The 25,934-nt window shown below is 69.2% G+C and carries 20 protein-coding genes; 16 read left to right on the forward strand and 4 right to left on the reverse strand.

Annotated features, from left to right (window positions below; genetic code table 11):
* Positions 1-49: 49 nt before the first annotated feature.
* Positions 50-1,333 carry a tRNA guanosine(34) transglycosylase Tgt gene (tgt, locus tag AC5RUW_RS13735; protein WP_494161194.1) on the forward strand — a complete coding sequence of 428 codons (1,284 nt, stop codon included), beginning with the start codon at positions 50-52 and terminating at the stop codon, positions 1,331-1,333.
* 30 nt (positions 1,334-1,363) lie between these two features.
* Here tgt and AC5RUW_RS13740 read toward each other — a convergent pair whose 3' ends face one another.
* A complete protein-coding gene (locus AC5RUW_RS13740; protein WP_494161195.1) occupies positions 1,364-2,173 on the reverse strand; it encodes a queuosine precursor transporter in 810 nt (269 codons plus the stop codon).
* A 248-nt stretch (positions 2,174-2,421) separates the two neighbouring features.
* On the opposite strand from AC5RUW_RS13740, the gene AC5RUW_RS13745 reads away from it, so the two are divergent.
* The 3 genes from AC5RUW_RS13745 (at position 2,422) to AC5RUW_RS13755 (ending at position 7,756) form a co-directional block, all read left to right on the forward strand.
* The gene (locus tag AC5RUW_RS13745) at positions 2,422-2,892 is read left to right on the forward strand and encodes a hypothetical protein (protein ID WP_494161196.1); all 471 of its coding nucleotides are present in this window, start codon (positions 2,422-2,424) and stop codon (positions 2,890-2,892) included.
* A gap of 41 nt (positions 2,893-2,933) precedes the next feature.
* Complete coding sequence (gene thiD / locus AC5RUW_RS13750) at positions 2,934-3,773, forward strand: bifunctional hydroxymethylpyrimidine kinase/phosphomethylpyrimidine kinase (protein WP_494161197.1); 840 nt, start codon at positions 2,934-2,936, stop codon at positions 3,771-3,773.
* 359 nt (positions 3,774-4,132) lie between these two features.
* Positions 4,133-7,756 carry a S8 family peptidase gene (locus AC5RUW_RS13755; RefSeq protein ID WP_494161198.1) on the forward strand — a complete coding sequence of 1,208 codons (3,624 nt, stop codon included), beginning with the start codon at positions 4,133-4,135 and terminating at the stop codon, positions 7,754-7,756.
* A gap of 329 nt (positions 7,757-8,085) precedes the next feature.
* Here the strand turns inward: AC5RUW_RS13755 and AC5RUW_RS13760 are convergent, their stop codons facing one another.
* Positions 8,086-8,301, reverse strand: coding sequence for a hypothetical protein (locus tag AC5RUW_RS13760; RefSeq protein WP_494161199.1), 216 nt, complete (start codon positions 8,299-8,301; stop codon positions 8,086-8,088).
* Positions 8,302-8,701: 400 nt separating this feature from the next.
* On the reverse strand, positions 8,702-10,129 hold the full coding sequence (locus AC5RUW_RS13765) for a helix-turn-helix domain-containing protein (RefSeq protein WP_494161298.1): 1,428 nt from the start codon (positions 10,127-10,129) through the stop codon (positions 8,702-8,704).
* A gap of 188 nt (positions 10,130-10,317) precedes the next feature.
* Between AC5RUW_RS13765 and aceA the strand changes: the two genes are divergently transcribed.
* From aceA to AC5RUW_RS13785, 4 genes are all read left to right on the forward strand, one after another.
* On the forward strand, positions 10,318-11,619 hold the full coding sequence (gene aceA, locus AC5RUW_RS13770; RefSeq protein WP_494161200.1) for an isocitrate lyase: 1,302 nt from the start codon (positions 10,318-10,320) through the stop codon (positions 11,617-11,619).
* Positions 11,620-11,699: 80 nt separating this feature from the next.
* The gene (gene aceB, locus AC5RUW_RS13775) at positions 11,700-13,334 is read left to right on the forward strand and encodes a malate synthase A (protein ID WP_494161201.1); all 1,635 of its coding nucleotides are present in this window, start codon (positions 11,700-11,702) and stop codon (positions 13,332-13,334) included.
* 113 nt (positions 13,335-13,447) lie between these two features.
* On the forward strand, positions 13,448-14,974 hold the full coding sequence (locus tag AC5RUW_RS13780; RefSeq protein WP_494161202.1) for an MFS transporter: 1,527 nt from the start codon (positions 13,448-13,450) through the stop codon (positions 14,972-14,974).
* The gene (locus AC5RUW_RS13785) at positions 14,961-15,533 is read left to right on the forward strand and encodes a TetR/AcrR family transcriptional regulator (RefSeq protein ID WP_494161203.1); all 573 of its coding nucleotides are present in this window, start codon (positions 14,961-14,963) and stop codon (positions 15,531-15,533) included. Before AC5RUW_RS13780 ends, AC5RUW_RS13785 begins: the two co-directional genes overlap by 14 nt.
* A gap of 72 nt (positions 15,534-15,605) precedes the next feature.
* Here the strand turns inward: AC5RUW_RS13785 and AC5RUW_RS13790 are convergent, their stop codons facing one another.
* The gene (locus tag AC5RUW_RS13790; RefSeq protein WP_494161204.1) at positions 15,606-16,781 is read right to left on the reverse strand and encodes an acyl-CoA dehydrogenase family protein; all 1,176 of its coding nucleotides are present in this window, start codon (positions 16,779-16,781) and stop codon (positions 15,606-15,608) included.
* A 245-nt stretch (positions 16,782-17,026) separates the two neighbouring features.
* Between AC5RUW_RS13790 and AC5RUW_RS13795 the strand changes: the two genes are divergently transcribed.
* From AC5RUW_RS13795 to AC5RUW_RS13830, 8 genes are all read left to right on the forward strand, one after another.
* Positions 17,027-17,764: an enoyl-CoA hydratase/isomerase family protein gene (locus tag AC5RUW_RS13795; RefSeq protein WP_494161205.1), complete on the forward strand. Its 738-nt coding sequence runs from the start codon at positions 17,027-17,029 to the stop codon at positions 17,762-17,764.
* 62 nt (positions 17,765-17,826) lie between these two features.
* Positions 17,827-18,975, forward strand: coding sequence for a TAXI family TRAP transporter solute-binding subunit (locus AC5RUW_RS13800; protein WP_494161206.1), 1,149 nt, complete (start codon positions 17,827-17,829; stop codon positions 18,973-18,975).
* The gene (locus tag AC5RUW_RS13805) at positions 18,965-20,986 is read left to right on the forward strand and encodes a TRAP transporter permease (RefSeq protein WP_494161207.1); all 2,022 of its coding nucleotides are present in this window, start codon (positions 18,965-18,967) and stop codon (positions 20,984-20,986) included. The genes AC5RUW_RS13800 and AC5RUW_RS13805 overlap by 11 nt, the downstream gene beginning before the upstream one ends.
* Positions 20,987-21,008: 22 nt before the next feature.
* Positions 21,009-21,803, forward strand: a complete 795-nt coding sequence (locus AC5RUW_RS13810) for an enoyl-CoA hydratase/isomerase family protein (RefSeq protein ID WP_494161208.1) — start codon at positions 21,009-21,011, stop codon at positions 21,801-21,803.
* A gap of 79 nt (positions 21,804-21,882) precedes the next feature.
* Complete coding sequence (locus AC5RUW_RS13815) at positions 21,883-22,770, forward strand: 3-hydroxyacyl-CoA dehydrogenase family protein (protein ID WP_494161209.1); 888 nt, start codon at positions 21,883-21,885, stop codon at positions 22,768-22,770.
* 37 nt (positions 22,771-22,807) lie between these two features.
* A complete protein-coding gene (locus tag AC5RUW_RS13820) occupies positions 22,808-24,019 on the forward strand; it encodes a CaiB/BaiF CoA transferase family protein (RefSeq protein ID WP_494161210.1) in 1,212 nt (403 codons plus the stop codon).
* On the forward strand, positions 24,016-24,507 hold the full coding sequence (locus tag AC5RUW_RS13825; RefSeq protein WP_494161211.1) for an acyl-CoA thioesterase: 492 nt from the start codon (positions 24,016-24,018) through the stop codon (positions 24,505-24,507). The genes AC5RUW_RS13820 and AC5RUW_RS13825 overlap by 4 nt, the downstream gene beginning before the upstream one ends.
* A complete protein-coding gene (locus AC5RUW_RS13830; RefSeq protein ID WP_494161212.1) occupies positions 24,504-25,919 on the forward strand; it encodes an MFS transporter in 1,416 nt (471 codons plus the stop codon). Before AC5RUW_RS13825 ends, AC5RUW_RS13830 begins: the two co-directional genes overlap by 4 nt.
* Positions 25,920-25,934 lie beyond the last annotated feature (15 nt).

Genomic DNA, 25,934 nt, shown 5'->3' on the forward strand with positions numbered 1-25,934 from the left:
CCGCCGTCGCCCCGGAAGCGGCGCGCCGCCGGTAGGGCAAAATGGGAGGGTGTCCTCCTCATCTTCCTTTTCCTTCACCCTTGGCAAGCGGCTGCGCGAGACGGCGCAGCCCACTGAAGAGCAGACGGCGGCCAACGGCGGTGAGTTTCAGGGGCGCACGGGCGTGATCTCGACGCCGCACGGCGAGATCCGCACGCCGGCGTTCATCGGCGTCGGCACCCAGGCCACGGTCAAGGCCGTGCTGCCCGAGGCGATGGCCGAGCTGGGCGCGCAGGCGCTGCTGGCCAACGCCTACCACCTCTACCTGCAGCCGGGCGCCGACGTGCTCGACGCCGCGGGCGGGCTCGGGAAGTTCATGAACTGGCCCGGCCCCACCTTCACCGACTCCGGCGGGTTCCAGGTGATGAGCTTGGGTGCCGGGTTCAAGAAGGTCATCAACATGAACGCCGACGGTTCCGCGCACGCCACCGGGGCGGACGACGACGTCGCTCCCGGCAAGGAGCGCCTCGCGCACGTCGACGACGACGGCGTCTGGTTCAAGTCCCACATCAACGGCGACAAGCACCGGTTCACCCCGGAGATCAGCATGCAGGTCCAGCACCAGCTGGGCGCGGACATCATGTTCGCGTTCGATGAGCTGACCACCCTGATGAATTCCCGCGGCTACCAGGAGCGTTCGCTGGAGCGCACCCGGCTGTGGGCCATCCGCTGCCTCGAAGAGCACCGGCGGCTCACCGAGGAACGCGCGGACAAGCCGTACCAGGCGCTGTTCGGGGTGCTGCAGGGCGCCCAGTATGAGGACCTGCGGCGCAAGGCCGCCCGGGACCTCGGCGCCATGGACTTCGACGGGTTCGGCCTGGGCGGGGCCCTGGAGAAGGAGAACCTGGGCACCATCATCCGCTGGTGCACCGAGGAGCTGCCGGAGGACAAGCCGCGGCACCTGCTGGGCATCTCCGAGCCGGACGACCTGTTCACGGCCATCGAGAACGGCGCCGACACCTTCGACTGCGTCTCCCCCACCCGGGTGGCTCGCACCAGCGCGTTCTACACCCCGTACGGGCGGATCAACCTGCTCAAGGCCCGGTACAAGAAGGACTTCTCCCCGCTGGTCGAGGGCTGCCCCTGCTACACCTGCACGCACTACACCAAGGCGTATCTGCACCACCTGTTCAAGGCCAAGGAGATGCTCTCGGCCACCCTGGTCTCGATCCACAACGAGCACTTCACGGTGAACCTGGTCGACGACGCCCGCCGCGCCATCGAGGACGGCACGTTCTTCGAGCTCAAGGCCGAGGTGCTGGGCAAGTACTACGGCGGCGCGAAGGACGCCTAGGCGTTCCCGCCGGCGCCGCCGGAACTGCGGCTAGTCCCGGATCCGGTCGATCCGCTCGGTGGCGCCCGCCGTCGGCGCCCGGCCGGGCTCGGCCGGGATGTGGGCGGTGGCTGCGTCGTCGGCGGCAGGCGTGCCGTAGCTCGGCTCGTGCTTCTTCAGCAGCCGGATCACGACGCCGGTCACCGGGATAAAGAGGAACTCGACGCCGGTCTTGTACAGGAACCCGAAGATCACGTAGTTCAGGAACCCGGCGGCGTCGCTGATGCCGATCACCGGCGCCGCGACCGCGCAGAAGATCAGCGTGTCGGCGAACTCGCCGACCCCGGTGGAGGCCATCAGCCGGCCGATCAGGGCGCGTTCCTGGAAGCGGCGCTTCATCCGCACCAGCACGTAGGAGTTCAGCAGCTGGCCGACCAGGAACCCGAGCAGACTGGCGACGACGATCTGCCAGACCGGGCCCAGCGCCTGCTCCAGCGCCGCCTGCTTCGCGATGCCGCCGGCGTCGTCGAACCCGGGCAGGGCAATGAGCACCGCGAAGCTGAGCACCGCCAGCAGGGACATGGCGAAGCCGGTGTAGATGGCGCGGCGGGCGGCCTTGAAGCCGTACACCTCGCTGATCACGTCGCCGAGGATGTAGGCGAGCGGGAAGAGGAAGAAGCCGCCGTCGGTGATGATGCTGAAGTCGCCGAAGATCGGGCCGATCACCACCCCCTTGCTCGCGCCGATGTTCGACAGCACGATCACCACGCACATCACCGTCAGCAGGATGTCGTAGTGGGAGCCGCGCCGGCTGGCGAAGGCGGGGACGGAAAGTACCTCGGTGGGGGTCTCTGTACGCATGGGTCCGTTTTCGGTAGTGGTTCACCTGGCCTAAGCCGGCTGTATTAGCACTGTGCCCGCTGCCCCGGGCGGCCGCCGCCGGTGGCATCTGCCTTCCGATATGCGGCCGCGTCCATTCTGCCATGTCCGGGAGCGGGCTGCTGTGGATTGCCCTCCCGCCGGGCGGCCGCAGCGCCTACTGTTGTGCCACCGGTCCAGGGCCCAGCACCCGAAGCGAGGCCGGCCCAGGTGCCCAAGGAGGCGCACGGATGATGGAGCAGACGGACGACGGCGGCCTCCTGCGCCCCGCGCTGCGGCTGCCCGGACGGCGGCTCGCCGCCCCCGGGAACCGGGTCCGGTTCGGGCCCACCGCGTTCGCCGTCGGCTACGGAGTCGCCGCCCTGGTCCTGGCCGCCATCGCCACCGCCGCCGTCGGGTGGGGCACCAGCCGGGATTTCTGGGGCTACGCCTGGATCGCGGTGATCGCGGCGTTCTACGCCGCGGGCCTCGGCCTGCCGACGGCGGTGCCCGTGGGCATCGCTCTGGGGCTGGCGCTGCGGCCGGTGGCCAGCCAGTGGTTGCACGTGCTGGCCTTCTTTGCGGTGCCGGCGCTGCTGACCTGGCTGGCGGTGGCCCTGGCGGTGCGCTCGGTGTTCGTGCCGCTGCTGATGGGGCTCGCGGTGGGCGTCTCCGCGGCCCTCGGCCGGGCGGCCGTCTGGCGGCTGGTCACAGTCGACTGAAGCGGTGGCACCAGCCGCCGTTCCGGGTGGAAGATAGACCCATGTCTGCTAACACACATCCGGCCGCGGCACCGGCCGTAACGCTCACCATCGCAGGTTCCGAGGCCACCGGCGGCGCCGGCGCGCAGGCGGACCTGAAGACCTTCCAGGAGCTCGGCGTCTACGGCATCACCGCGCTGACCTGCATCGTTGCCTTCGATCCGAAGGACAGCTGGAACCACCGCTTCGTTCCGGTCGAGCCGCAGGTCATCAGCAACCAGCTGGAGGCGATCCAGACCGCCTATGACCTGGACACAGTCAAGATCGGCATGCTGGGGACCCCCGCCACCATCGACACCGTGGCCAAGTCGCTGCAGAGCCAGGAGTGGGCCAACATCGTGCTCGACCCGGTGCTGATCTGCAAGGGCCAGGAGCCCGGCGCCGCCCTGGACACCGACCAGGCGCTCAAGGCGCAGATCCTGCCGCTGGCCACCTTCGTGACCCCCAACCACTTTGAGTCCATCTCGCTCTCCGGCATGGAGGACATCGCGAGCGTCGAGGACCTCGTGGAGGCGGCGAAGCGCATCCACGAGGCCAGCGGCGCCGTCGTCCTTGCCAAGGGCGGGGTCCGGCTGGAAGGCGACGACGCCGTCGACGTCTTCTACGACGGTGAAACCCTGGAGGTGCTGCGCGCGCCCAAGATCGGCGACGTCGCGGTCAGCGGCGCCGGCTGCACCCTCGCCGCGGCGATCACCGCCGAGCTCGCCAAGGGCGCCTCGCCGCTGGAGGCGGCGAAGACCGCCAAGGCGTTCGTCACCGAGGGCATCCGCAACCGCGTGTCCTCCAACGCTCCGTTCGACGCCCTGTGGCAGGGCGGCGCCGGCAGCGGCCCGGCCCTCTAGGCCTGCCTGACGTTTCCCTGCGGGGCCGGTGCCGGACGGCACCGGCCCCGCAGCCGTTTGGGGCCACCTTCAGCGTCAGCTCTTAAGGGCACCAGCCCCGGGCGTCAAGGGTGCTGAGCGATATTGAGCGGCTTTTGAGCCAATCACGAACTTCTTCGGAGGTTACTCTCAGCTCCGGCTCCGGCTGCCCCTAAGGTGTGGCTACGGCTGCAGGACTAATGGGGGCCGTAGGTGCATGCTGGCACCCCGTTCGGGGGTTGGGGGCACTGAGGAAAGCTGTCGCAGCGTGCCAGCAGCCGGTCTTGAACGTCTCGTAAGCGTCTGTCCGGTGACGCGCGGCGGAACGTTCAAGGAGCAGGATGAGACTCTCGAAGCATCGGGCCGGCGCAGGGGTGGTTGCCACCCTGGCCGGTGTCGCCCTCACCGCAGGCCTCGGCCTGCCGGCGCAGGCGCAGGAAACGGACGGCGGCGAAGCCCCCGCCCAGGGCATCCAGGTTCGGGATTTCGAGGCCCTCAAGGTCTCGCCCAGCCTGCGGGACCTCAACGGTGAGGTGTCCGCGTATGTGCAGTTCAAGGGTGACGGCGCGTTCGGGCAGACCCAGCCCGAGGCCGTCAAGGAGGGCCGGGAAAAGCCGGTCAACAAGCGTGAACGGGTCCGCCAGATCCGCTCCAACATCGAGGCCCAGGCGCAGTCCGCGGCGGCCGAGGCCTCCGCTGAGGCCCTGTACACCACCACGAACACGCTGCCCGGCGTCGCGGTGCGCGGAGACGCGGAGGCCATCAAGGCTCTCGCCGGCCGCGACGACGTCGCCAGCATCACCCGCATCGTGCCCAAGACCGTGGACAACAAGGGCGCCGACATCGACACCCGGGCGCTGGACAGCTGGGTGCAGCGCAGCGAAACCGGCGAGGGCATCACCATTGCGGTGCTCGACACCGGCATCGACTACACGCACTCCTCCTTCGGCGGCCCCGGCACGGTGGAGGCATACCAGGCTGCGCAGGCCTCCGAGACGATTCCGGCGGCCGACACCGGCCTGCTCGATCCGGAGAAGTTCATCGGCGGCTACGACCTGGTGGGCGATGACTACAACGCCGACCCCTCCTCCCCCACCTACCAGCCGGTGCCGAAGCCGGACCTGAACCCGCTGGACTGCGGCGGGCACGGCTCGCACGTGGCCGGCACCGCCGCCGGCTACGGCACCAACGACGACGGCAGCACCTTCCGCGGCGACTACACCAAGCTCACCGCCGACGAGGTCAACGGCATGCGCATCGGCCCCGGCTCGGCCCCCGAGGCCAAGCTGGTCGGCATCCGCGTCTTCGGCTGCGAGGGTTCCTCCGCCGTCGTGGGCCAGGCCCTGGACTACGTGCTGGACCCCAACGGTGACGGCGACTTCTCAGACCGCGCCCAGGTGGTGAACATGTCCCTCGGCTCGGAGTACGCCCCGTACGACGACCCGGAGAACGCCATCGTGGACAAGCTCACCGAGCTGGGCATCCTCTCCGTCACCTCGGCCGGCAACTCCGGCGACGTGTACGACGTCGGCGGCTCGCCCGGCAACGCCCGTTCCTCGCTGGCGGTGGCCAGCAGCATCGGTTCCCAGGTGACCCTGGACCGCGCCGATGTGCTCGCCCCCGCCGAGGTGGAGGGCACGGCGTCGGGCCAGTACAGCTCCAACTTCAACTACTCCGACCCGGCCGTCACCGAGGAACGCCTCACCGGCGCCGTGGTGATGGCGCCGGCGAACAACCGGTTCGGCTGCGAGGCCTTCCCGGCCGGCTCGCTGGCCGGCAAGTGGGTGTGGATCCAGTGGGAGGAGAACGGCCAGTTCCCGTGCGGCTCCGGCGTGCGCTTCAACAACGCGCAGGCAGCCGGCGCCACCGGCGTCGTCCTGGACTCCCCGCGCTCGGTGTTCGACGCCGGCATCGGCGGCAACGCGGCCATCCCAGGCATCCAGCTGAACCGCGACTCCTCGGACCGGCTGCGGCCCGCCGCGGTCGCCGGCACCCTGGAACTGCGCCTGGCGCCGGAGTACATGGCGACCGCCACCGGGCCGTCGGAGTCCCAGGACACCATCAGCTCCTTCTCCTCCCGCGGTCTCCACGGCTCCAACGGCGTGGTGAAGCCCGACGTCGCCGCCCCCGGCTCCTCGATCGGCTCCGTGTCGGTCGGTTCCGGTGACGGAGCGTCGACCAGCTCCGGCACCTCGATGGCGGCTCCGCATGTCGCAGGCCTGGCGGCGCTGATGTACGCGGCGACCGACTACAACCCGTACGAGGTCAAGACCGCGATCATGAACACGGCCACCCACGACCTGTTCTCGGCCGAGGGCACCGTCCTGGCCCCGAACCGGGTGGGCTCGGGCCGGGTGGACGCCCTCGATGCGCTGAACAACAAGGTGCTGGCCTACGCCACGGATGATCAGGCGCTGACCAGTGTGAACTTCGGCGTGCTGGAGCTGGGCGACGAGGCGCTGCGGCTGACCCGCAGCATCACGGTGGAGAACAAGTCCGACACCCCGCGCCGCTACACGGCCTCCTACCTGGAGTCCTCCACCATGCCGGGCGTGGCCGTCAGCGTCAGCCCGCGGGTGGACGTGCCGGCGAACGGCAAGGCCACCGTTGAGGTGACCCTGGACATCGCCGACCCGTCGGCGCTGGCCAAGACCATCGACCCGGGTGCCGAGACCGACCAGCTGGGCCTGGCCCGGCAGTTCCTGGCCGACGTCTCCGGCCGCGTGCAGCTGGCCGCCGACGGTGTGCCGACGCTGCGGGTACCGGTGTACTCCGCGCCGAAGCCGACCGCCGCAATGAGCGCCGGCACCGGGGTCGCGTTCGCCGACGCCGAGGCGGGCGCGTCCGACGTCGTGCTCCGCGGCCGTGACCTGCAGCAGGGCGAGGGAGCCTCCCGCTACCTGTCGCTGGTCGCCCCGCTGGTCCTCGGCGCGGAGAGCCCGCGGCTGGACCGGGTGAACCTGGAATCGCTGCGCTCCATGGACCTGCAGGCGGTGGGCGCGTCCTCCACCCTGCCCGCGCTGCGGGCCGCCGGAGGCGACGAGCGGGACGCGATGCTGCACTTCGGCGTCAGCACCTGGGCCAACTGGCCGATTCTGGGCGGGTCCAACGAGATTGACGTGGAGATCGACGTCAACGCCGACGGGATGCCGGACTTCATGGTCGCCACGACCCGGGCCGCCGACCTGGACCTGGTCCTGGTCTCCACCTACCGGCTGGTTCCGGGCGGCAGCCCGGAGCTCGTGGACCAGTACGGGGCCAACGGCGTGACAGGTGAACTGGATTCCAACACCTTCGACACCAACGTGGTGACGCTGCCGGTGGCGGTGGAGGCACTGGGCCTGGATCCGGCCGCGGAGGCGCTGCCGATCCAGTACCGCGTCAGCACCTGGAGCCCGTACAACTCCAACGAAGCCGGCCGCAACGTGCCGGTGGATGAGACCGCGTGGATCGGGTTCGACGCCGTCAACCCGGCCCTGTGGTTCAGCGGTGCGACTCCCGATGCCGCGTTGTTCGCCGACGTCGACGGCGGCAAGCTCACCGTCAACCGCGGCGCGGAGGTCACTGACGCCAAGGCGCTGTTCCTGCACCTGCACAACGGCACCGGGGACCTCTCCGGCGCCGCGGGCCTGGGCGGGCGCGCCGAGATCCTGCCGATCTCGGTGCCCGCACCGGTGGTGAACCCGGTGAGCGCCGTCGCGGTCTGCAACGCGTTCAAGTCGGAGCTCAAGGTGACGGTGACCAACCCGGGCGACCGCCGGGCGGACATCACCATCAACACTCCGTACGGCAACGCCAAGGTGCAGAAGCTGCAGCCCGGCGAAACCCGTACCGAGGTGATCAAGACCCGCAAGCTGACCACCGCGGCCGGTGAAGTGACCGCCGACTACAAGTGGACCGGCGGGGGCAAGGCTGAGAAGGCCGAGTTCACGGCTCCCTTCGGGGCGGTGAAGTGCAGCCGGTAGGCTGACGCGCTGAGTCCAGCACAGCGGCGGCCGTCTCCCTTCGGGGAGGCGGCCGCTGCGCTGTGTTGGGTTAGTGCTCCGGGCGGGCAATCATAGTAGGTTCACAATGTTAGGTATCGGGTGCAGGAAGACGGACAAATGCTGGAAATGGGGCAGGCATGGGCGAATGGGCGACTATCGATTCAGGAGCCGTAGGTTATGTCTTTCGAACGGACTGCGATCGAGAAGGTTGGTCTTACATCGGCCAAAGCACGCGTCTAGACCCTGAACACATAGCCGGGTATTACGGAAGCGGCTTTAACATCAAGGAAGCCCTCACAAAGCACGGCTCAGCCGGTCTTGTGAAACATGTCCTGGGAGTGGCCCGCAGCAGTGCTGATCTTCACTATCTCGAGATGGTGAAGATAGCCGAGGCACGGGCCCTTGGGATAGCGCTTCTGAACGGGGACTTCGGCGGCCCCCGCCCCTTCCCAACCTTCCAAAGGAATCTCTGGGACCAAGCAGCGGAAGTCATGGCGGCACATCGGGACGCTCAGCTCTTCCATCGCAGACTTCTTGAAAACCGAGCACGAGTGAAAGCCGCTATCAAGTGCACCATGGAAGTCTCCACCGACGACTACTATCGGGGCTTTGAGCGCGACCTCCTCGCACTTATGGACCTCTCACACCCATGCCCTACCTGTGGCTCACCCGCTGGTGCTGTTTGCCGGACTAACGCTAAATCACTGACTCTGCCGCACAACCCCTGCGTTAACCACAAGAAGAGACTTCGCGCGAGAAAGTCATGAGTTCCGAATAGTAGGGTCTCTGTACTGCCTAAAGACGCGTTGGAGAACCGCTAGGGCGGTAGCATCTCCTACTGGTCCCTGTGCCGCTTAGCGTTTTCTTTCACCAAACCGGAAAGCTCTCTCACAGGAGACCGGGCCCCTTCGTACGCCGCCGCCCCTACCGCTCCGAGTGCGCCTGCAGGAAGGAATACACCTCGGTCTCGTCGACGCCGGGGAACGCCCCGGGCGGCAGCGCCGCCAGCAGGTGGGAGTGGGCGCGGGCACTGGGCCAGGCGTTGCCGGACCACTCCGCGGCCAGCTGCTGCGGGGGCACCCGGCAGCAGTTCGGATCCGGGCACGTCGACTTGGACCGTTCCTGGGTTTCCCGGCCGCGGAACCACTTCACGTGCGCGTACGGAACGCCGATGCTCAGCGAGAACAGCCCGGCGGAGCTGCGCTCGGTGCGGGCGGTGCACCAGTAGGTGCCGGCCGGCGTGTCCGTGTACTGGTTGAAGGCGCTGAACTGGTCCGGCACGTTGAACACCTCCCGCGAGGTCCAGTACCGGCAGATCGGCTGGCCCTCGATGGCGCCGGTGTGGTCGGCAGGGAAGGTCACGCCGTCGTTCTCATACGCCTTGTAGACGATCCCGCTCTTATGCACCTTCTGGAAGTGCGTGGGAATGCCCAGGTGCTCGGTGGCGAGGTTGGTGAACCGGTGCGCGGCGGTCTCATAGGAGACGGCGAACGCGTCCCGGATGTCCTCGACGGCGATCTCCTTGGCCGCCTTGGCCCGCTGCAGGAACTCGACCGTCGCCTTTTCCGGCAGCAGCAGCGCCGCGGCGAAGTAGTTGGTGGCCACCCGCTGGCTGAGGAACTCCCCGTAGCTTTGCGGCGTCTCGTGCTGCAGCACGTAGTGGCCCAGGGCCTGCAGCAGCACCGAACGCGGATCGTGGTCGGACTGCTGGGACTGGGTCAGGTAGATCCGCTTGTTCTTCAGGTCGGTGACCGAGCGGGTGGAGTGCGGCAGGTCGTTCACATGGTGCAGCGAGAAGCCCAGGTGCGCGGCGATGTCCGCAATGACGTGCTGGGACAGCGGCCCGGCGGTGTGTCCCACCGAGTCCAGCACGTCCTGCGCGGCCTTCTCATACTCCGGAAAGTAGTTGTTCCGCTCGCGCATCATCATGCGCAGTTCGGTGTTGGCCCGGCGGGCCTCCTCCGGGGTGGCGATCTGCTCGTTCAGCCGGCGCTCCAGCTCGGCCTGCAGCCCGACCAGGGACTCCAGCACGTCCATCGGCAGCCTTGAGCTGATCCGCACCTTCGGCAGGCCCAGCGACTCATAGAGCGGGCCGCGCTGGGCGCGCTCCAGCTCGATCTCCAGGGCGGCGCGCCGGCTCGGCGGCTCAGCCTCGCCCAGCAGCGCGTCAATCGTCACGCCCAGCGCCTTGGCTAGGGCCTGCAGCATGCCCAGCTTCGGCTCCCGCTTGCCGTTTTCGATCAGGGACAGCTGGGACGGCACGGTGCCGACGGCGGCGCCCAGCTCCTCGAGGGTCAGGCCCTTCGTCTTGCGCAGGTGCCGCAGCCGGCGCCCCAGGGCGATGCCGTCCATCCGGTCGTCGGGCCCGGGGGCCTCCGGCGCCGGCCGGTTCCATGTTGAACTGATCACATTTTCACAGTACGCGAAGAATCGCGTTTTTTTCCAGAGAAAACCTCTGGAAGAGGGGTTGTTTTTGGCGAAAAGTGGTTCCCACAGCAAGGGAAACCCGGCCGGAAGGGCCGGGACATAGATCCAAGGAGATGTTGGAAATGACGCAGGAGACGAGCACCGCCGCAGAGCAGCTGGCCCAGGAATGGGCCACCGACCCGCGCTGGGAAGGCATCGAGCGTGACTACACCGCCGAGGACGTCGTCAAGCTGCGCGGCCGCATCCAGGAGGAGCACACCCTGGCCCGCCGCGGTGCGGAGAAGCTCTGGGACCAGCTGCGGAACGCCGGCGACGAAGGCTACACCAATGCCCTCGGCGCGCTGACCGGCAACCAGGCCGTCCAGCAGGTCAAGGCCGGGCTGAAGGCCATCTACCTCTCGGGCTGGCAGGTCGCCGCCGACGCGAACAACTCCGGCCACACCTATCCGGACCAGTCCCTGTACCCGGCCAACTCGGTGCCCACCGTGGTCCGCCGGATCAACAACGCGCTGCTGCGCGCCGACCAGATCGAGTTCGCCGAAGGCATCCAGTCCGTCGAGGACTACCTGGTGCCGATCGTGGCCGACGCCGAGGCCGGCTTCGGCGGCCCGCTGAACGCCTACGAACTGATGAAGGCCATGATCCAGGCCGGCGCGTCCGGCGTGCACTGGGAGGACCAGCTCGCCTCGGAGAAGAAGTGCGGCCACCTCGGCGGCAAGGTGCTGATCCCCACCGGCCAGCACATCCGCACCCTGAACGCCGCCCGCCTCGCGGCCGACGTCGCCGGCACGCCCACCGTGGTGATCGCCCGCACCGATGCCGAGGCCGCCACCCTCATCACCTCCGACGTCGACGAGCGCGACGCCGAGTTCATCACCGGCGAGCGCACCGCGGAAGGCTTCTACAAGGTCCGCAACGGCATCGAGCCCTGCATCGCCCGGGCCAAGGCCTACGCTCCGTACTCGGACCTGATCTGGATGGAGACCGGCACCCCGGACCTGGAGATGGCCCGCAAGTTCGCCGAAGCCGTCCGCTCCGAGTTCCCGGACCAGATGCTGGCCTACAACTGCTCGCCGTCCTTCAACTGGAAGAAGCACCTGGACGACGACACCATCGCCAAGTTCCAGCGCGAGCTCGGCGCCATGGGCTTCAAGTTCCAGTTCATCACCCTGGCCGGCTTCCACGCCCTGAACTACTCGATGTTCGACCTGGCGCACGGCTACGCCCGCAGCGGCATGAGCGCCTACGTGGAGCTGCAGGAGAAGGAATTCGGCGCGGAGGGCCGCGGCTACACCGCCACCCGCCACCAGCGCGAAGTCGGCACCGGCTACTTCGATGCCATCTCCACCGCCCTGAACCCCGAGGGCAGCACCCTGGCGCTGGCCGGGTCCACCGAGACCGCCCAGTTCCACTAACCCCATCTTCCTGCCGGCGCCGCCTGCCCTTGCCGGCGCCGGCAGGAACCCCCGTTGTGCACTTCTGAAGGAGAACCGCCATGAATGACCCGATCACCCTGAACGGAATTTCCCTCACCGCGCCGGCCGTCCGGCGCCAGGAGGAGATCCTGACGCCGCAGGCGCTGGACTTCGTCAAGGCACTGCATCGGGCCACCGCCGCCCGCCGGCAGGAACTCCTTCAGCAGCGGCAGTCCCGCCGGCAGAAGATCTCCAACGGCGCGGACCCGTCCTTCCTGCCCGAGACCCGTGAAATCCGCGAGGACCCCACGTGGCGGGTGGCCCCGGTCGCTCCGGGCCTGGAGGACCGCCGGGTGGAGATCACCGGGCCGGTGGACCGCAAGATGACCATCAATGCCCTGAACTCCGGCGCCAAGGTGTGGCTGGCGGACATGGAGGACTCCTCCACCCCGTCCTGGACCAACGTCGTCAACGGCCAGCTGAACCTGCGCGACGCCCTCGAGCGCAGGATCGACTTCACCTCCCCCGAGGGCAAGGAGTACAAGCTCTCCGGCGGGCAGCTGAGCGACCTGCCGACCATCGTGGTCCGGCCCCGCGGCTGGCACCTGCCGGAGAAGCACATGCTGGTGGACAACACCCCGATCGCCGGCGGCATCGTGGACTTCGGCCTGTACTTCTTCCACAACGCGCACCGGCTGATCGCCGAAGGCCGGGGCCCGTACTTCTACCTGCCGAAGATCGAGAACCACCTCGAGGCGCGGCTGTGGAACGACATCTTCATCCTGGCGCAGGACCTGCTGGGCATTCCGCAGGGCACCATCCGCGCCACGGTGCTGATCGAGACCATCACCGCGGCGTTCGAGATGGAGGAGATCCTCTACGAGCTGCGGGACCACGCCGCCGGCCTGAACGCCGGACGCTGGGACTACATCTTCTCGGTGATCAAGAACTTCCGCACCCGCGGCCCGCGGTTTGTGCTGCCGGACCGGAACATGGTGACCATGACCGCCCCGTTCATGCGTGCCTACACCGAGCAGCTGGTCCGGGCCTGCCACCGCCGCGGCGCGCACGCCATCGGCGGCATGGCGGCCTTCATTCCGAACCGGAAGGACGCCGCGGCCAACGACGTCGCCATGGAGAAGGTCCGCGCGGACAAGACCCGCGAGGCGAACGACGGCTTCGACGGCTCCTGGGTGGCGCACCCGGACCTGGTGCCCGTGGCCCGTGAGGTGTTCGACTCCGTGCTCGGGGACCGGCCGAACCAGGTGGAGCGGCTGCGCGAGGACGTGGTGCCCGATGACAAGGCGCTGCTGAACGTGGCGGCCACCCAGGGCGTCATCACCGAACAGGGCGTGCGCTCGAACATCGAGGTCGGCATCCGCTACATCGAGTCCTGGCTGCGCGGCAACGGCGCGGCGGCGATCAACAACCTGATGGAGGACGCCGCCACTGCCGAGATTTCCCGCTCGCAGATCTGGCAGTGGATCCACTGCTCGGCCGTGACCGACGAGGGCGAAATCATCACCCGCCACTGGGTGGAGGAACTGCTCGAGGAGGAGTTCGCCAACCTGCAGCGCTTCGACGGCGACCGCTTCGAAGACGCCCGTGAGCTGTTCGAGGAGGTCGCCTGCGGCGAGCACTTCCCGACGTTCCTCACGGTTCCGGCCTACGCCCGGTTCCTGCACGAATCCCAGGGCGCGCTGGCCGCCGCGTAGGGGGTACGCGGCACCCAGGGGGCCCGACGCCGGCAACGGCGTCGGGCCCCCTTCCGTTCCTGTGCCGTCCGATCGGTTTGCTTAACCGACCAAATGGTCCGTAGCGTGGAGGCATGGCTTCCTCCCCCACAACCACCTACCGCCAGGCCGGCCGCCGGGAATGGCTGGCCCTGTGTGTCCTGATGCTCGCCGTCGTCCTGCTCGCCGTGGACGCCACCGTCCTGTACCTGGCCGTTCCCGCACTGACCGCCGAGATCTCCCCGACCGCCACGCAGCTGCTGTGGATCGGAGACATCTACTCGTTCGTGCTGGCCGGCCTGCTGATTCCCATGGGCAACCTCGCGGACCGGGTGGGCCGCAAGAAACTGCTGATCATCGGCAGCACGGCCTTCGGCATCGCCTCGCTGATCGCCGCCTACTCCCCCTCCGCGGAACTGCTGATCGCCGCCCGGGCGCTGCTCGGCGTCGCCGGCGCCACGATCATGCCCTCCACCCTGTCGATCGTGCGGGACATGTTCGAGGACCCGGCCCAGCGCACCCGCGCCATCGCCGTCTGGTCCGCCGGGGCGACCGGCGGCGCCGCGCTGGGTCCGCTGGTCGGCGGGGCGCTGCTGGAACGGTTCTGGTGGGGCTCGGTATTCCTGATCAACGTGCCGATCATGGTGGTGGTCCTGGTGGCCGGCCTCATCCTGTTGCCCGAATCCCGCAACCCCAACTCCGGGCGGGTGGACCTGCTCTCCGCCGTGCTGTCGGTGCTCGCCATCGTGCCGGTGGTCTACGCGGTCAAACACGCCGTCGGCACCGGCTTGGACTGGACCGTGCCGGCCACGGCGGCCGCCGGCGTGCTGTCCGGCATCATCTTTGTCCGCCGGCAGCGCCGCCTGCCGCACCCCCTGGTCGACATCGACCTGTTCCGCATCCCGGCGTTCAGCGGCGCGGTGGTCGCCAACACGCTGTCCATCTTCGCGTTCACCGGCCTGCTGTTCTTCTTCTCCCAGTACCTGCAGCTGGTCCGCGGCTACGGCCCCCTGATGGCCGGCATCGCCGAGATGCCGGTGACCGTGACCTCCATCCTGGTGATCGCGTTCATCGGCGTCCTGCTGACGCGGCTGGGCCGCGGCCGAGCCATCGGCGCGGGGCTGGGTACCGCCGCCCTGGGTTTGGCCGGCCTGGGCCTGGCGGAAGGGCTGCCCACCTACTGGGGCATCGGGTTGGCACTGGCCGTGCTCGGCCTGGGCGTGGGCGTGGCGATGGCCCTGTCCACCGACGCGATCGTCGCGGCCGCGCCCCGGGAACGGGCCGGCGCCGCGGCGTCGATCTCCGAGACCGGCTACGAGCTGGGCGTGGCGCTGGGCATCGCCGTGCTGGGCTCGCTGCAGACCGCGCTCTACCGCGCCAACCTCACCCCGCCTGCGGACCTCAGCGCGGCAGACAGCGCGGCGCTGGAGGACTCGCTCGCCTCGGCCAGCAGCCGGCTCACCGACCCCGCGCTGATTGAGCAGGCGCAGCATGCCTTCACCGGCGCCATGCAACTGACCAGCTATGTCGCCGCCGGGATCCTGGTGCTGGCCGCCGCGATTGCCTGGCGCGTCATCCCGTCTCCCACCGGAGCTCAGGAGCAGCAGCATGTCGGGCACTGAACCGGCCGGCGGCCGGGAAGGCAGCCGGGATAAGGAACGCACCCGGCGCGGCATCCTCGACGCCGCCTCCCGGCTGGTCGCCGAGCAGGGCGGCGGGGTGTCCCTCGCCGACGTCGCCGCCGCCGCCGGGATCTCCAAGAGCGGGCTGCTGCACCACTTCCCCGGCCGGGACGCGCTGCTGCTGGCCCTTGTCGAAGACGCCGCCGAACGGTTGTGGACCGAAGTCCGCGCCCACGTCGACCTCGCGGAGAACCGCCCCGGCAAGCTGCTGCGCGCCTATGTCCGGGCCCTGACCGAGGGCGGTGACACCGTGGCCCAGGTATTCGCCCCCACCGGGCTGACGGCCGCCGTCGGCACCCTGCCCGGCATCGGGGAGTTCATGGAACGCGACGCGAAGTCCTGGCGGGAGGCGTTTGCCGCCGACGGAATCGATCCGGCGCGAAGCATCGTCGTGCAGCACGCGGCCGAAGGGCTGGCTGCCTCCGCGGGCAGCCCGTACCTCACCGCGGACGAGCTGGCCGCCGCCCGGGCGCACCTGCTGGAACTGGCTGACCCCTAGCAACAGGTGCGCGGTGGCCCGCGCACGGCGTCAAGGCCGGGCAGGCGGGCTGCCCGGCCAGCGGCCTGGTGCTCAACGGAAGGCGGCGTGCCCGGTGAGGTGCTGGCCCAGGATCAGGGTGTGCACCTCGTCGGTGCCCTCGTAGGTGCGCACTGACTCCAGGTTGTTGGCGTGGCGCAGCGGCGAGTAGTCGAGGGTGATGCCGTTGCCGCCCAGCATGGTCCTGGCCTCGCGGCAGATCTCGATGGCCACCCGGCAGTTGTTGAGCTTCCCGGCGGAAATCATGTGGTTTTCGAGCCGGCCCGCGTCCTTGAGCCTGCCAATCCGCAGGGCCAGGAGCTGGCCTTTCTGGATTTCCAGGGCCATGTTGACCAGCTTCTCCTGGGAGAGCTGGTAGGCGGCCAGCGGCTTGTCGAACTGCACGCGCTGCTGGGCGTAGGCCAGGGCGGCTTCGAAGCTGTCCCGGGCGGCGCCGAGCGCACCCCAGACAATGCCGTACCGGGCCTCGTTCAGGCACGAGAATGGCCCCCTCAGCCCGGGGTTATGCGGCAGGATCGCGTCCTGGTGAAGCCGGACGTCGGTCAGTTCAATGTCGCACTGGATGGACGCGCGCATGGACAGCTTCGGTTCGATCGGCGTGGCCTTGAACCCCGGGGTGTCCGTGGGCACCAGGAAGCCCCGGACACGCTGTGTGCCGTCCTCCTCCGTGGCTTTCGCCCAGACCACCGCGACCTGGGCCACCGACGCCAGGCCGATCCACCGCTTGGCGCCGTTGATCACCCAGGAGTCGCCGTCGCGGACGGCGGTGGTGGCCATCGTGGAGGGGTCCGAGCCGGCGGTCGGCTCCGTCAGCGCGAAGCAGCCGATCGCCTCTCCCCGTGCCATGCGCGGCAGCCAGTGCTGCTTCTGTTCCTCGGAGCCGTGCTTGGCGATCGCCGACATGGCCAGGGATCCCTGCACCGAGACGAAGGTGCGCAGGCCGGAGTCTCCGGCTTCGAGCTCCTGCATGGCGATGCCGTACTGCACGGCGGTCTTTCCGGCGCAGCCGTAGCCGTGGATGTGCATCCCGAGCAGGCCCAGCTCCGCCATTTCCGGAACGATTTCCAGCGGGAAAACCGCATTCTCGTACCAGGCGGCGATGTTGGGCCGGATTCTCCGGTCCACGAACTCGCGGACCGCCGCCCTGGTTTCCAGCTCCTCGGGCAGCAGATCTGCATCCAGGCTGAGCAGGTCGATGGCGGCGGTCATAAATCCTCCTTGTGCGGAACTTCTGTCCTCTTGAGAATTGCGCACTTCCTCAGCGTTTGGCTGCCCGCGCGCGGATATTTACCTTCTAAGTATCAAAGGCGGGCAAATTATGTATTTGAAGTCTCCCAACAGCCGTGCAAATGTGATCCACACGACAAACGGACCTTCTGGAGGTTTCTGTGCCCGGCTCATCCCCCACGTTGCCAGCCGGCTCTCCCCGCGTTGAGATCAGTGCGAGAGGGCCGGTGACCGTACTGACCCTCACTGATGAACCCCGCCGCAACGCCTTCGGAACGCAGATGAGGGACCAGCTGTACCGGGCGCTTCAGGCAGCCGCCGCGGACCCCGGTCTGCGCGCCATCGTGCTCACCGGCGCCGGGTCCGCCTTCAGCGCCGGCGGGGACCTGGCCGCCATGCCTCCGCCCCGGCGCGAGGAGGGCGAGGCCCGCATGGCGGACGTCGGCGCGCTGATCAGTTTCCTCGCCGGCCTGGAAAAACCTGTCGTCGCGGCGGTACGCGGGCCCGCGGCCGGCGTCGCGGTCGGCCTGGCCTGCGTCAGCGACCTCGTCATCGCCGCCGACGACGCCCGGTTCCTCTTTCCCTTCACCCGGCTGGGGCTGGTGCCCGACGGCGGCCTGCTGCATTCCCTGAGCCAGCGCGTGGGCCCGGCCCGGGCCAGGCGGATCCTGCTCCAGGGCCAGACGCTGGACGCACTTGGGGCAGTGCAGGCGGGCCTGGCGGACGAGGTCGTGCCCGCGGACTCCGTCCTGCCGCACGCGCTCTCCTGCGCCGCGGAGCTGGCCGCCCGGGCCCCGCTGTCCGTGTCCGCCGTCAAGCGGGGGCTGCTGCACTCGTCCGGCACGCTGGAGGCCGCCCTGCGGTTCGAACAGCAGCAGCAGCCGGCCCTGTTTGAAACCACCGACTTCCTCGAGGGGAAAACGGCGTTCTTCGAACGCCGTGATCCCTCCTTTTTCGGGCACTGACGCCTGCGCCCGAACCGTTTCCCCCATTCTTTGCACCGCTCTTTCACCGTCGAAAGGTCAATATGAGGACATTCAAGCCCCGCCGCGGCGCCTGGGCCGCCGTCGCGCTGCTGGCGCTGACCGGCTGCGCCGCCGGCGGCGACGAAGTGGGCGAAAACGGCCTGCCCCGGCAGCTCGTCTGGTCCACCTACAACGTCGGCACGGGCACATATAACGACCTCGCCGCCATCGCCAACACCCTCACCGCCGAGGAAAACGTGCAGGTGCGCCTGATGACCGCCGATACCGGAATCGGCCGGCTCGCTCCGCTGGTCAACGGGACCATCGACTACTCCCGAGCCGGCGACGAGTACTACTACGCCTTCGAGGGCGACTACGAGTACGCCACCCCCGAGTGGGGGCCGCAGGACCTCCGCCTCGTCTGGGCACCGCTGGGCAACTACGGGCTGCTGGTCCGCGAGGACAGCGGCATCGAGACCTTCGCGGACCTGGAAGGCAAGCGGTTCCCGAACCTGACGGCCAACACCTCGATCAACAACAAGATGGAAGGCTTCCTCAACTACGGCGGCCTCACCGGCGAGGACGTCCAGAAGGTGCCGATCGCCTACGGCGAGCAGATCGCCGGGCTGGAATCGGGCCAGATCGATGCCCTCTACCAGAACGTGGTGGGCTCCAACATCAACGAGCTCGCCTCGAAGATGGACGTCAAGTGGCTCACCTTCGACGATCCGGACCCGGCCCGCTACGAAACCTGGGAGGAGCTGATGCCCATGGTCACCGTCGGCGAGGTCACCGATGCGGCCGGTGCGCCCGAAGGGGAGCCCGTCAAGGTCCTCGAATACACCATTCCGCTCACCACGATGGGGTCCCAAGATGCCGACGAGGTCTACAACCTCGTGAAGGCCATGGTCGAGAACTACGAGCACTACGAAACCACCACACCGGACACCAGCCAGTTCTCCTTCGAAGCGGTCCTCAAGGAGCCGCTGGTGGTTCCCTTCCATGAGGGCACGGTCCGCTACTTCGAGGAGCAGGGTGTCTGGACCGAGGAGCTGGAACGGAAGAACAACGAACTGATCGAGCGCGGGGAACGGATGCGCGAGGCGTGGCCGGGCATCCTCGACTCCTCCGAGCCGGAGGAGCTGGAACGGAACTGGACCGAATGGAAGAAGACCGAGCTCGACGCCGAGGGGGCCGACGATGAAAACTGACACCCGCCTCACCCCGCCCTGGCGGATCGCCGTCATCGTCCTCACCGTGCTGGGCGTGCTGCTGACCATGAACCAGGTCTTCTTCTGGAATGTGGCCGGGCTATCCCTGCTGACCAACTCCTACCTCTACCTCATCCTCGCCGTCTTCCTGCCGGTGGTCTTCATCGTCAACCCGGTCCGGAAGATCCCGGTGGCCGAGAAAGTCGAAAGCCGGCGATCGGACAACCCCGACGTCGCCGTCGAAGGCCCGGTCCGCTGGTTCGACGTCGCGCTGATGCTGGTCACCGCCGCCGTCTGCATCTACCTGGCGGTCAACGGAACGCGCATCAAGACCTTCGGCTGGGAGTACATGGCCCCTGATACCGCCACCGCGGCCAGCTTCATCCTGTGGCTGGTGGTCCTCGAAGCGCTGCGGCGCACCGGAGGCCTGGTCGTCACGCTGATCGCCCTGGCCTTCTCGCTCTATCCGCTGGTTGCCAAGTACCTGCCGATCCCGGTCCTGCAGGGCGTCACCTACGACCTGCCCACCCTCGCCCAGGTCCATGTCATGGGCGCCGAAGGCATCCTCGGTCTGCCCCTGCAGACCGCGGCGACCATCCTTGTCGGATTCCTCGTCTTCGGCGTCGCGCTTCAGCACACCGGCGGCGCGGACTTCTTCCACAACCTGTCGATGTCCATCTTCGGCCGCTACCGCGGCGGCTCCGCCAAGGTCTCGGTGGCCAGCAGCGCGGCCATGGGCATGATGAGCGGCAGCGCCGTCTCCAACGTCCTGACCACCGGCCCCATGACCATCCCGGCCATGAAGCGCAACGGCTTCAGCGCCACCTACGCCGGCGGGATTGAGGCCACTGCGTCCTCCGGCGGATCCATCACCCCGCCGATCATGGGTACCGCAGCCTTCCTCATGGTCTCCTTCGTGGGCGTGCCCTACACCGAGATCCTGATCGCCGCGACCATTCCCGCCGTGCTCTACTTCCTGGGCATCTACCTCCAGGTGGACGGCTACTCCGCCCGGAAGGGCCTCAAGGGCGCACCGGTGGCCACCCTGCCCCGGACCCTGCCGACGTTGTTTCGCGGCTGGCCCTACGTGCTGGCCCTCGTCCTGCTCACCGGCATGCTGTTCGTGACCAATTCGGAGACCCAGGTTCCGTACTGGGTGATCCTGGTCCTGCTCCTGGTGGCCGTCCTGCGTCCGGGACAGAAGTTCGGCTTCCGCGAGTTCACCGACTTCCTGGTCGACTCCGGCAAGACCCTGAGCAACATCATCGGCATCATCGCGGGCGTCGGGCTGATCGTGGGCGGCCTGACCGCCACCGGCGTCAGCCTCTCCCTGGCCCGCGAGCTCGTGGCCCTCGTGGGCGACAACGTGGTGCTCATCCTCATTGCCGGCGCGATCACCTGCTTCATCCTCGGCATGGGCATGACCATCTCCGCCGCATACGTCTTCCTGGCCATCGTCATGGTTCCGGCCGTGGTGGACCTGGGCGTGAACCCGCTCGCCGCCCACCTGTTCGTCATCTACTGGGCCTCCGTCTCCTACATCACCCCACCGGTGGGATTGGCGGCCTTCGCCGCCGCTGGCCTGGCCAAGGCCCCCGCCATGGCCACCAGCATCGCGGCCATGAAGCTGGGCGCGGTGAAGTACATCGTTCCATTCGGCTTCGCGCTCAACCCGGCCCTGGTCGCGCAGGACTCCCCCGGGCGGATCCTGCTGGCCTTCGTGCTCAGCATCGTGGGCGTATACGCCCTGGCCTCCGCGATCGAGGGCTGGGTGGTCGGCTTTGACCGGCGGATGCCGGTGCCGCTGCGCTTCGTCGCCGCGGCCGGCGGGTTCCTGCTGTTCCTGCCCACGGTTATCGCCGCCGTCGCCGGCATCCTCCTGGTGGCCGCAAGCGTCCTGCTCAGCCTGCTGGCCGTGAAGGCGCCCGGACCGGGTCCCGACGCCGACACCGATGCCGCCTCCGCCGACGCCGCACCGGTTCCGTCCTCGCCCGCCCCCACCGTTCCCTGACCCTCGAAAGGATCCCACCACCATGACTGAGACCAGTACGGGCAGTTCCCCGGTCCTCACCGACATCAGCGAGCGGATAGCCGTCGTCACCATCAACCGGCCCGAGGTACGCAACGCCCTGAACCGGTCGGTGCTGGACGGCCTCGACGCCGCGCTGGACACCCTGGAGGCGGATTCCGCCGTCGGCGCGGTCATCTTCACCGGCAGCGGGGCGAAGGCCTTCGTCGCCGGCGCGGACATCACCCAGCTGGCCGGGTACACGCTGCAGGACGGGCTCCGGGCACGGATGCAGCGCCTGTATGACCGGATCCAGGATTTCGAGAAGCCGACCATCGCGGCGGTGAACGGGTTCGCGCTGGGTGGCGGCAATGAACTGGCCATGTCCTGCGACATCCGCATCGCTTCCTCCCCGGCCCGGTTCGGGCTGCCGGAGGCGAACCTCGGCATCCTTCCCGGGGCCGGCGGAACCCAGCGCCTGTCCCGCCTCATCGGTCTGGGCCGGGCGCAGGAGCTGATCCTCACCGGCCGGATCATCGACGCCGAGGAGGCGCTGCGCATCGGCCTGGTCACCAGCGTGGTCCCGGCCGAGCAGCTGCTGGACGCTGCCCGGGACACGGCCCGGACCATCCTCGCCAAGGGCCCCCTCGCCGTCCGCCTGGCCAAGCTGATCATCAGCGGCGGAGCCGAAACCGACCAGCGCACGGGACTGCTGCTGGAGCGCCTGGCCCAGTCCCTGCTCTACGCCGCCGACGAGAAGTCCGAGGGCGCCGCAGCCTTCCTGGAGAAGCGCCCGGCCCAGTTCACCGGCTCCGCCTGAACCGCCGTCCTGTCCCCGCCCCCGTCCTGATGCCGCCGCCCCGCGCATCCACCCCCGCACATCCCCTGCAAGGAGAACCATGAATCCCCAGCCGAACATCGACGCCATCCACCGCATCCTCGTGGTGGGCTCCGGCGCCATGGGCACCCAGATCGCTGCGCTTTTTGCGCTGGCCGGATACGAGGTCACCACCAGCGACCTCGACACCGCCGCACTGGACCGGTCCCGGGACGAGGTACGGCGTCGTCTGGCCCGGATGGCGGAGAAGGGCACCCGCAGCCAGGACGACATCGACTCGGCCCTGGCCCGGATGAGCTGGACCACGGATTCGCTGGCCGCCGCGGCGGACGCGGACTTCATTCTCGAAGCAGCGGTTGAACGGCTCGACATCAAGAAGAAGCTCTTCGCGGACCTCGCCGCCGCAGCCCCGGAACACGCCATCCTGGCCACCAACTCCTCCACCATCCCCTCCTCGCTGCTGATGGACGCCACCGGGCGGCCGGACCGGGTGTGCAACATGCACTTCTTCAACCCGGCCCTGGTCATGGCCTGCGTGGAAGTGGTCCGCAATCCGCAGACGTCCGACGCAACCATGGACACCACCGTCGCGCTGGCCGAGAAGCTGGGCAAGCAGCCGGTCCGCCTCAACCGGGAGATTCCCGGCTTCGTGGCCAACCGGCTGCTGCGCGCCCTGCGCAACGAGGCCCTGGAACTGGAGGCCGCGGGCATTGCCAGCTTCGAGGACATCGACGTCGCCGCGCGCACAGCCCTCGGTCACCCGATGGGCCCCTTCGAGCTGATGGACCTCGTCGGCATCGACGTGGCGTACCTGGTCCGGGCCGCCGAGCACGAGCAGACCGGAAACCCGTCCGATCTGCCCCACCCCTCGCTGCAGAAGCTGTACGAGCAGGGCCATTACGGGCGCAAGTCCGGACGGGGCTGGTATGAGTATGCGGCCCAGGCCTGAACCGCGCCCGACGTCCGCTCGAAGGAAGGAACCACACATGTCCAGCTCCGCGGCAGAGGATCTGTTCGCCGTCTTTGGCCGGCCCGGCACCGGCCCGCTCGCCGGCGTCGTGGTGGCCGATTTCACCCGCGTCCTGGCGGGCCCCTACTGCACCATGCTGCTGGCCGACATGGGCGCCACCGTGATCAAGGTCGAAAGCCCGGCCGGGGATGACGCCCGCGCCTGGACCCCGCCCCAGCGGGAGGGCGAAAGCACGTTCTTCCTGTCGGTCAACCGCAACAAGCACTCCATTGCGCTGGACTTCTCCGATCCGGACCAGCGGGACATCGCCGAATCCATCATCGCCCGGGCGGACATCCTGGTGGAGAACTTCAAGCCCGGCGGCCTGGCCCGCTACGGGCTGGACTACGACTCCGTCAGCGCCTGGCGCCCCGACCTGGTCTACGCTTCGATCACCGGTTTCGGCACCGACGGCGGCGCCGAGCTGCCCGGGTATGACCTGCTGGCGCAGGCCCTGTCCGGCATGATGAGCCTGACCGGCAGCCAGCACGGCGAGCCGTACCGGGCCGGCGTCGCCCTGTTCGACGTGATCACCGGGCTGCACGCGGCCATCGGCGTCCTGGGCGCGTTCCATGAGCGGCAGGAGTCCGGCCTGGGCCAGCACGTGGAGCTGAACCTGCTCTCCTCGGCGCTGTCCGGGCTGGTCAATCAGACCGCCGCCTTCGTGGCCGGCGGCACGGTGCCGACCCGGATGGGCAACGAGCACCCCAGCCTCTACCCCTACGAGCCGTTCCCCGCCCGGGACAAGGACATCGTCATCGCCGTCGGCAACAACGGGCAGTTCGGCCGGCTGTGCGCCTGCCTCGGGGTGCCCGAGCTGGCCGCGGACGAGCGGTTCAGCACGCCCGCGGCCCGCAACGCGAACCGCGCCGACCTCCGCCGGCTCATGATCGGGCAGCTGAGCACCCGCAACGCCCAGGACTGGTTCGAGCGGCTCAAAGCAGTGCAGGTTCCCTGCGCCCCGATCCTGAACGTGGACGAGGGCGTGCGCCTCGCCGAGAGCCTGGGCCTGAACCCGGTGGCCGTGGCCGGAACCGGAGACCGCCAGATCCCCACCGTCCGGCACCCGGTGGACTTCAGCCGGACCCCGGTGGACTACGGGCAGGCCCCACCCATCCTCGACGCGGACCGGGACCTGATCCTGGCCTGGCTCGGGACCGGCCGGACCGCCGTCTCCCGGGCGTCATGAACCGGGTCTTCACCACCGACGTGGCGGTGCGCTGGTCTGACCAGGACGTGAACCGGCACGTGAACAACGCGCGCGTTGTCACGCTGATCGAAGAGGCGCGCCTGGCCGCGCTCGCGCACTGGCTGGGAGCCGACGGCGTGCCGGATCCGGCCCAGCCCCGCGTGGTGGTCTCGCTGCACCTGGACTACCTGCGGCCCGTGGACCACGGACCGCAGCTGACCGGACGGCTCACGGTCCTGCGCGTCGGCCGGACCTCCTTCACCCTGCTCTGCGAACTGGTGCAGCACGGGCAGGTCGCGGCCCGGGCCCAAACCGTGCTTGTCCATATGGATCCGCAGACCGGACGGGCCGTGCCGCTGCCCGCGACCGTGCGCGAGGTATTGTCCGGGCTTCTGGTTCAGGATGACGGTGCGGGACCGGGCGGGGACGACGACGACGGCAGCCGGGCCCCGGCGCCGGCCGCCCCCGCCGGGACCCGGCGTGCATGAGCCGGCCGGCCCGGTGGGTGCCCGAGGAGGGCAGGCGGCGCATCGCCTATCCCGCCCTGCTGGCGACGACGACCATGGGCACGCTCGCGGCCAACATGATCAATGCGCCGCTGTACCGCATCCAGAACGAGCTGGGCATGAGCGCGCCCGAAGCGGTGCTGGCGGTCAGCGTGTTCACGGTCGCGATGGCCACGACGGTGCCTTTGGCCGGCTGGCTGTGCGACCGGTTTGGAACTCGCAGGCTGCTCATCACGGCCCTGGGGGTGCTGGTAGCCGCGGGCGTCCTGGGCTCGCTGGCCTCCGGAACCGCGGCGCTGATCGGCGCCCGGGCGCTTCAGGGTGCCGCCTGCAGCGCCATTCCTCCCGCCGTGCAGGCGGCCCTGGTGCATCTGTGGCCGGACCGGCGCGGAGCGACCATGGGCGCCTGGGCCTCGGCGATCGGCCTGGGCCAGGCCATCGGGCCTCCGTTTGGCGGCTTCGTCACCCAGGCGTTCGGCTGGCGGTCCGTGTTCCTGGTGCACGCCGCGGCGGTCCTGGTGCTGATGGTGCTGCTCGCCTTTTCGGTGCCGGCGGCACGGCGGCAGCGCCCGCCGGTGCATGCCTCGGCCCTGTTCTGGCTGGTGACCGGCGGCGGGACGGCAGCCACCGCGATCGTGCTGGCCGGGCAGGGCGGGGTGTGGCTGGCGGCCGTGCTGCTCGGTTTCGGTGCCGTGGCCAGCTGGGCGCTCTTTGCCCACCTGACCCGGCGCCGGCTGCGCCGGGACACCGCCCTGCCCGGGCCGCTGCGGCCGCTGCTGGATCCGGCTCTGCTGCGCGGGCGCGGCTTCGCCCTGGCCGCCGCCGGAGCCGGGCTGTCCATGGCTTCCCTGGCCGTGTTCATCGTGGCGGTTCCACTGTTCCTCGCCTCCAAGCTCGGGCGGGAACCGGCGGAGATCGGCGTGCTGATCCTGCCGCTGGCGCTCACCATGATCGTGGCCGGCCCTCTGGCGGCCCGGCTCGGGGCCCGGGTGGGCACCTCCGGGCAGCTGGCCGCCGGCACCGGGCTGCTGATCGCGGCCGCCGGCCTCGTCGCCGCGGCGATGATGCTGCCGGCCGGGCAGCAGCCGGACGCCGCCGGAACGTGGACCATTCCGCTGGTGCTCGCGGGCCTGGTGCTCGCCGGCGCGGGCATCGCCTTCGCCCAGAGCGCGGCGGCCACCGAACTGGTGTCCTCGCCGGCCGGCGGGTCCGGAACGGCCGTGGGCATCCACAACATGATCCGCTTCCTGGCCATGGCCGCGGGCTACTCCCTGGTGTCCCTCGCCTACGCCGCTGACCTTCCGCTGCTGATCTTCCCGGCGCTGGCCGTGGCGGCTGCCGGCCTGCTGGCGGGACTGCGGATCATCGGCCCGGCCCCACCCGCCCACCCCTAACTGTTTCTCCGACTG

The organism is Arthrobacter sp. Y3222053 (assembly GCF_059092805.1).

Excerpts from the sequence above, each read along its gene's own strand:
- AC5RUW_RS13790 (WP_494161204.1), bottom strand. The coding sequence starts at position 16,781 with ATGACCGCCGCCATCGACCTGCTCAGCCTGGATGCAGATCTGCTGCCC.
- AC5RUW_RS13820 (WP_494161210.1), top strand. The coding sequence starts at position 22,808 with ATGTCCAGCTCCGCGGCAGAGGATCTGTTCGCCGTCTTTGGCCGGCCC.
- AC5RUW_RS13830 (WP_494161212.1), top strand. The coding sequence starts at position 24,504 with ATGAGCCGGCCGGCCCGGTGGGTGCCCGAGGAGGGCAGGCGGCGCATC.
- AC5RUW_RS13815 (WP_494161209.1), top strand. The coding sequence starts at position 21,883 with ATGAATCCCCAGCCGAACATCGACGCCATCCACCGCATCCTCGTGGTG.
- AC5RUW_RS13740 (WP_494161195.1), bottom strand. The coding sequence starts at position 2,173 with ATGCGTACAGAGACCCCCACCGAGGTACTTTCCGTCCCCGCCTTCGCC.
- AC5RUW_RS13760 (WP_494161199.1), bottom strand. The coding sequence starts at position 8,301 with ATGGAAGAGCTGAGCGTCCCGATGTGCCGCCATGACTTCCGCTGCTTG.
- AC5RUW_RS13745 (WP_494161196.1), top strand. The coding sequence starts at position 2,422 with ATGATGGAGCAGACGGACGACGGCGGCCTCCTGCGCCCCGCGCTGCGG.
- AC5RUW_RS13780 (WP_494161202.1), top strand. The coding sequence starts at position 13,448 with ATGGCTTCCTCCCCCACAACCACCTACCGCCAGGCCGGCCGCCGGGAA.
- AC5RUW_RS13785 (WP_494161203.1), top strand. The coding sequence starts at position 14,961 with ATGTCGGGCACTGAACCGGCCGGCGGCCGGGAAGGCAGCCGGGATAAG.
- AC5RUW_RS13810 (WP_494161208.1), top strand. The coding sequence starts at position 21,009 with ATGACTGAGACCAGTACGGGCAGTTCCCCGGTCCTCACCGACATCAGC.
- AC5RUW_RS13765 (WP_494161298.1), bottom strand. The coding sequence starts at position 10,129 with ATGGACGGCATCGCCCTGGGGCGCCGGCTGCGGCACCTGCGCAAGACG.
- AC5RUW_RS13805 (WP_494161207.1), top strand. The coding sequence starts at position 18,965 with ATGAAAACTGACACCCGCCTCACCCCGCCCTGGCGGATCGCCGTCATC.
- aceB (WP_494161201.1), top strand. The coding sequence starts at position 11,700 with ATGAATGACCCGATCACCCTGAACGGAATTTCCCTCACCGCGCCGGCC.
- aceA (WP_494161200.1), top strand. The coding sequence starts at position 10,318 with ATGTTGGAAATGACGCAGGAGACGAGCACCGCCGCAGAGCAGCTGGCC.
- AC5RUW_RS13755 (WP_494161198.1), top strand. The coding sequence starts at position 4,133 with ATGAGACTCTCGAAGCATCGGGCCGGCGCAGGGGTGGTTGCCACCCTG.
- AC5RUW_RS13825 (WP_494161211.1), top strand. The coding sequence starts at position 24,016 with ATGAACCGGGTCTTCACCACCGACGTGGCGGTGCGCTGGTCTGACCAG.
- AC5RUW_RS13800 (WP_494161206.1), top strand. The coding sequence starts at position 17,827 with ATGAGGACATTCAAGCCCCGCCGCGGCGCCTGGGCCGCCGTCGCGCTG.
- thiD (WP_494161197.1), top strand. The coding sequence starts at position 2,934 with ATGTCTGCTAACACACATCCGGCCGCGGCACCGGCCGTAACGCTCACC.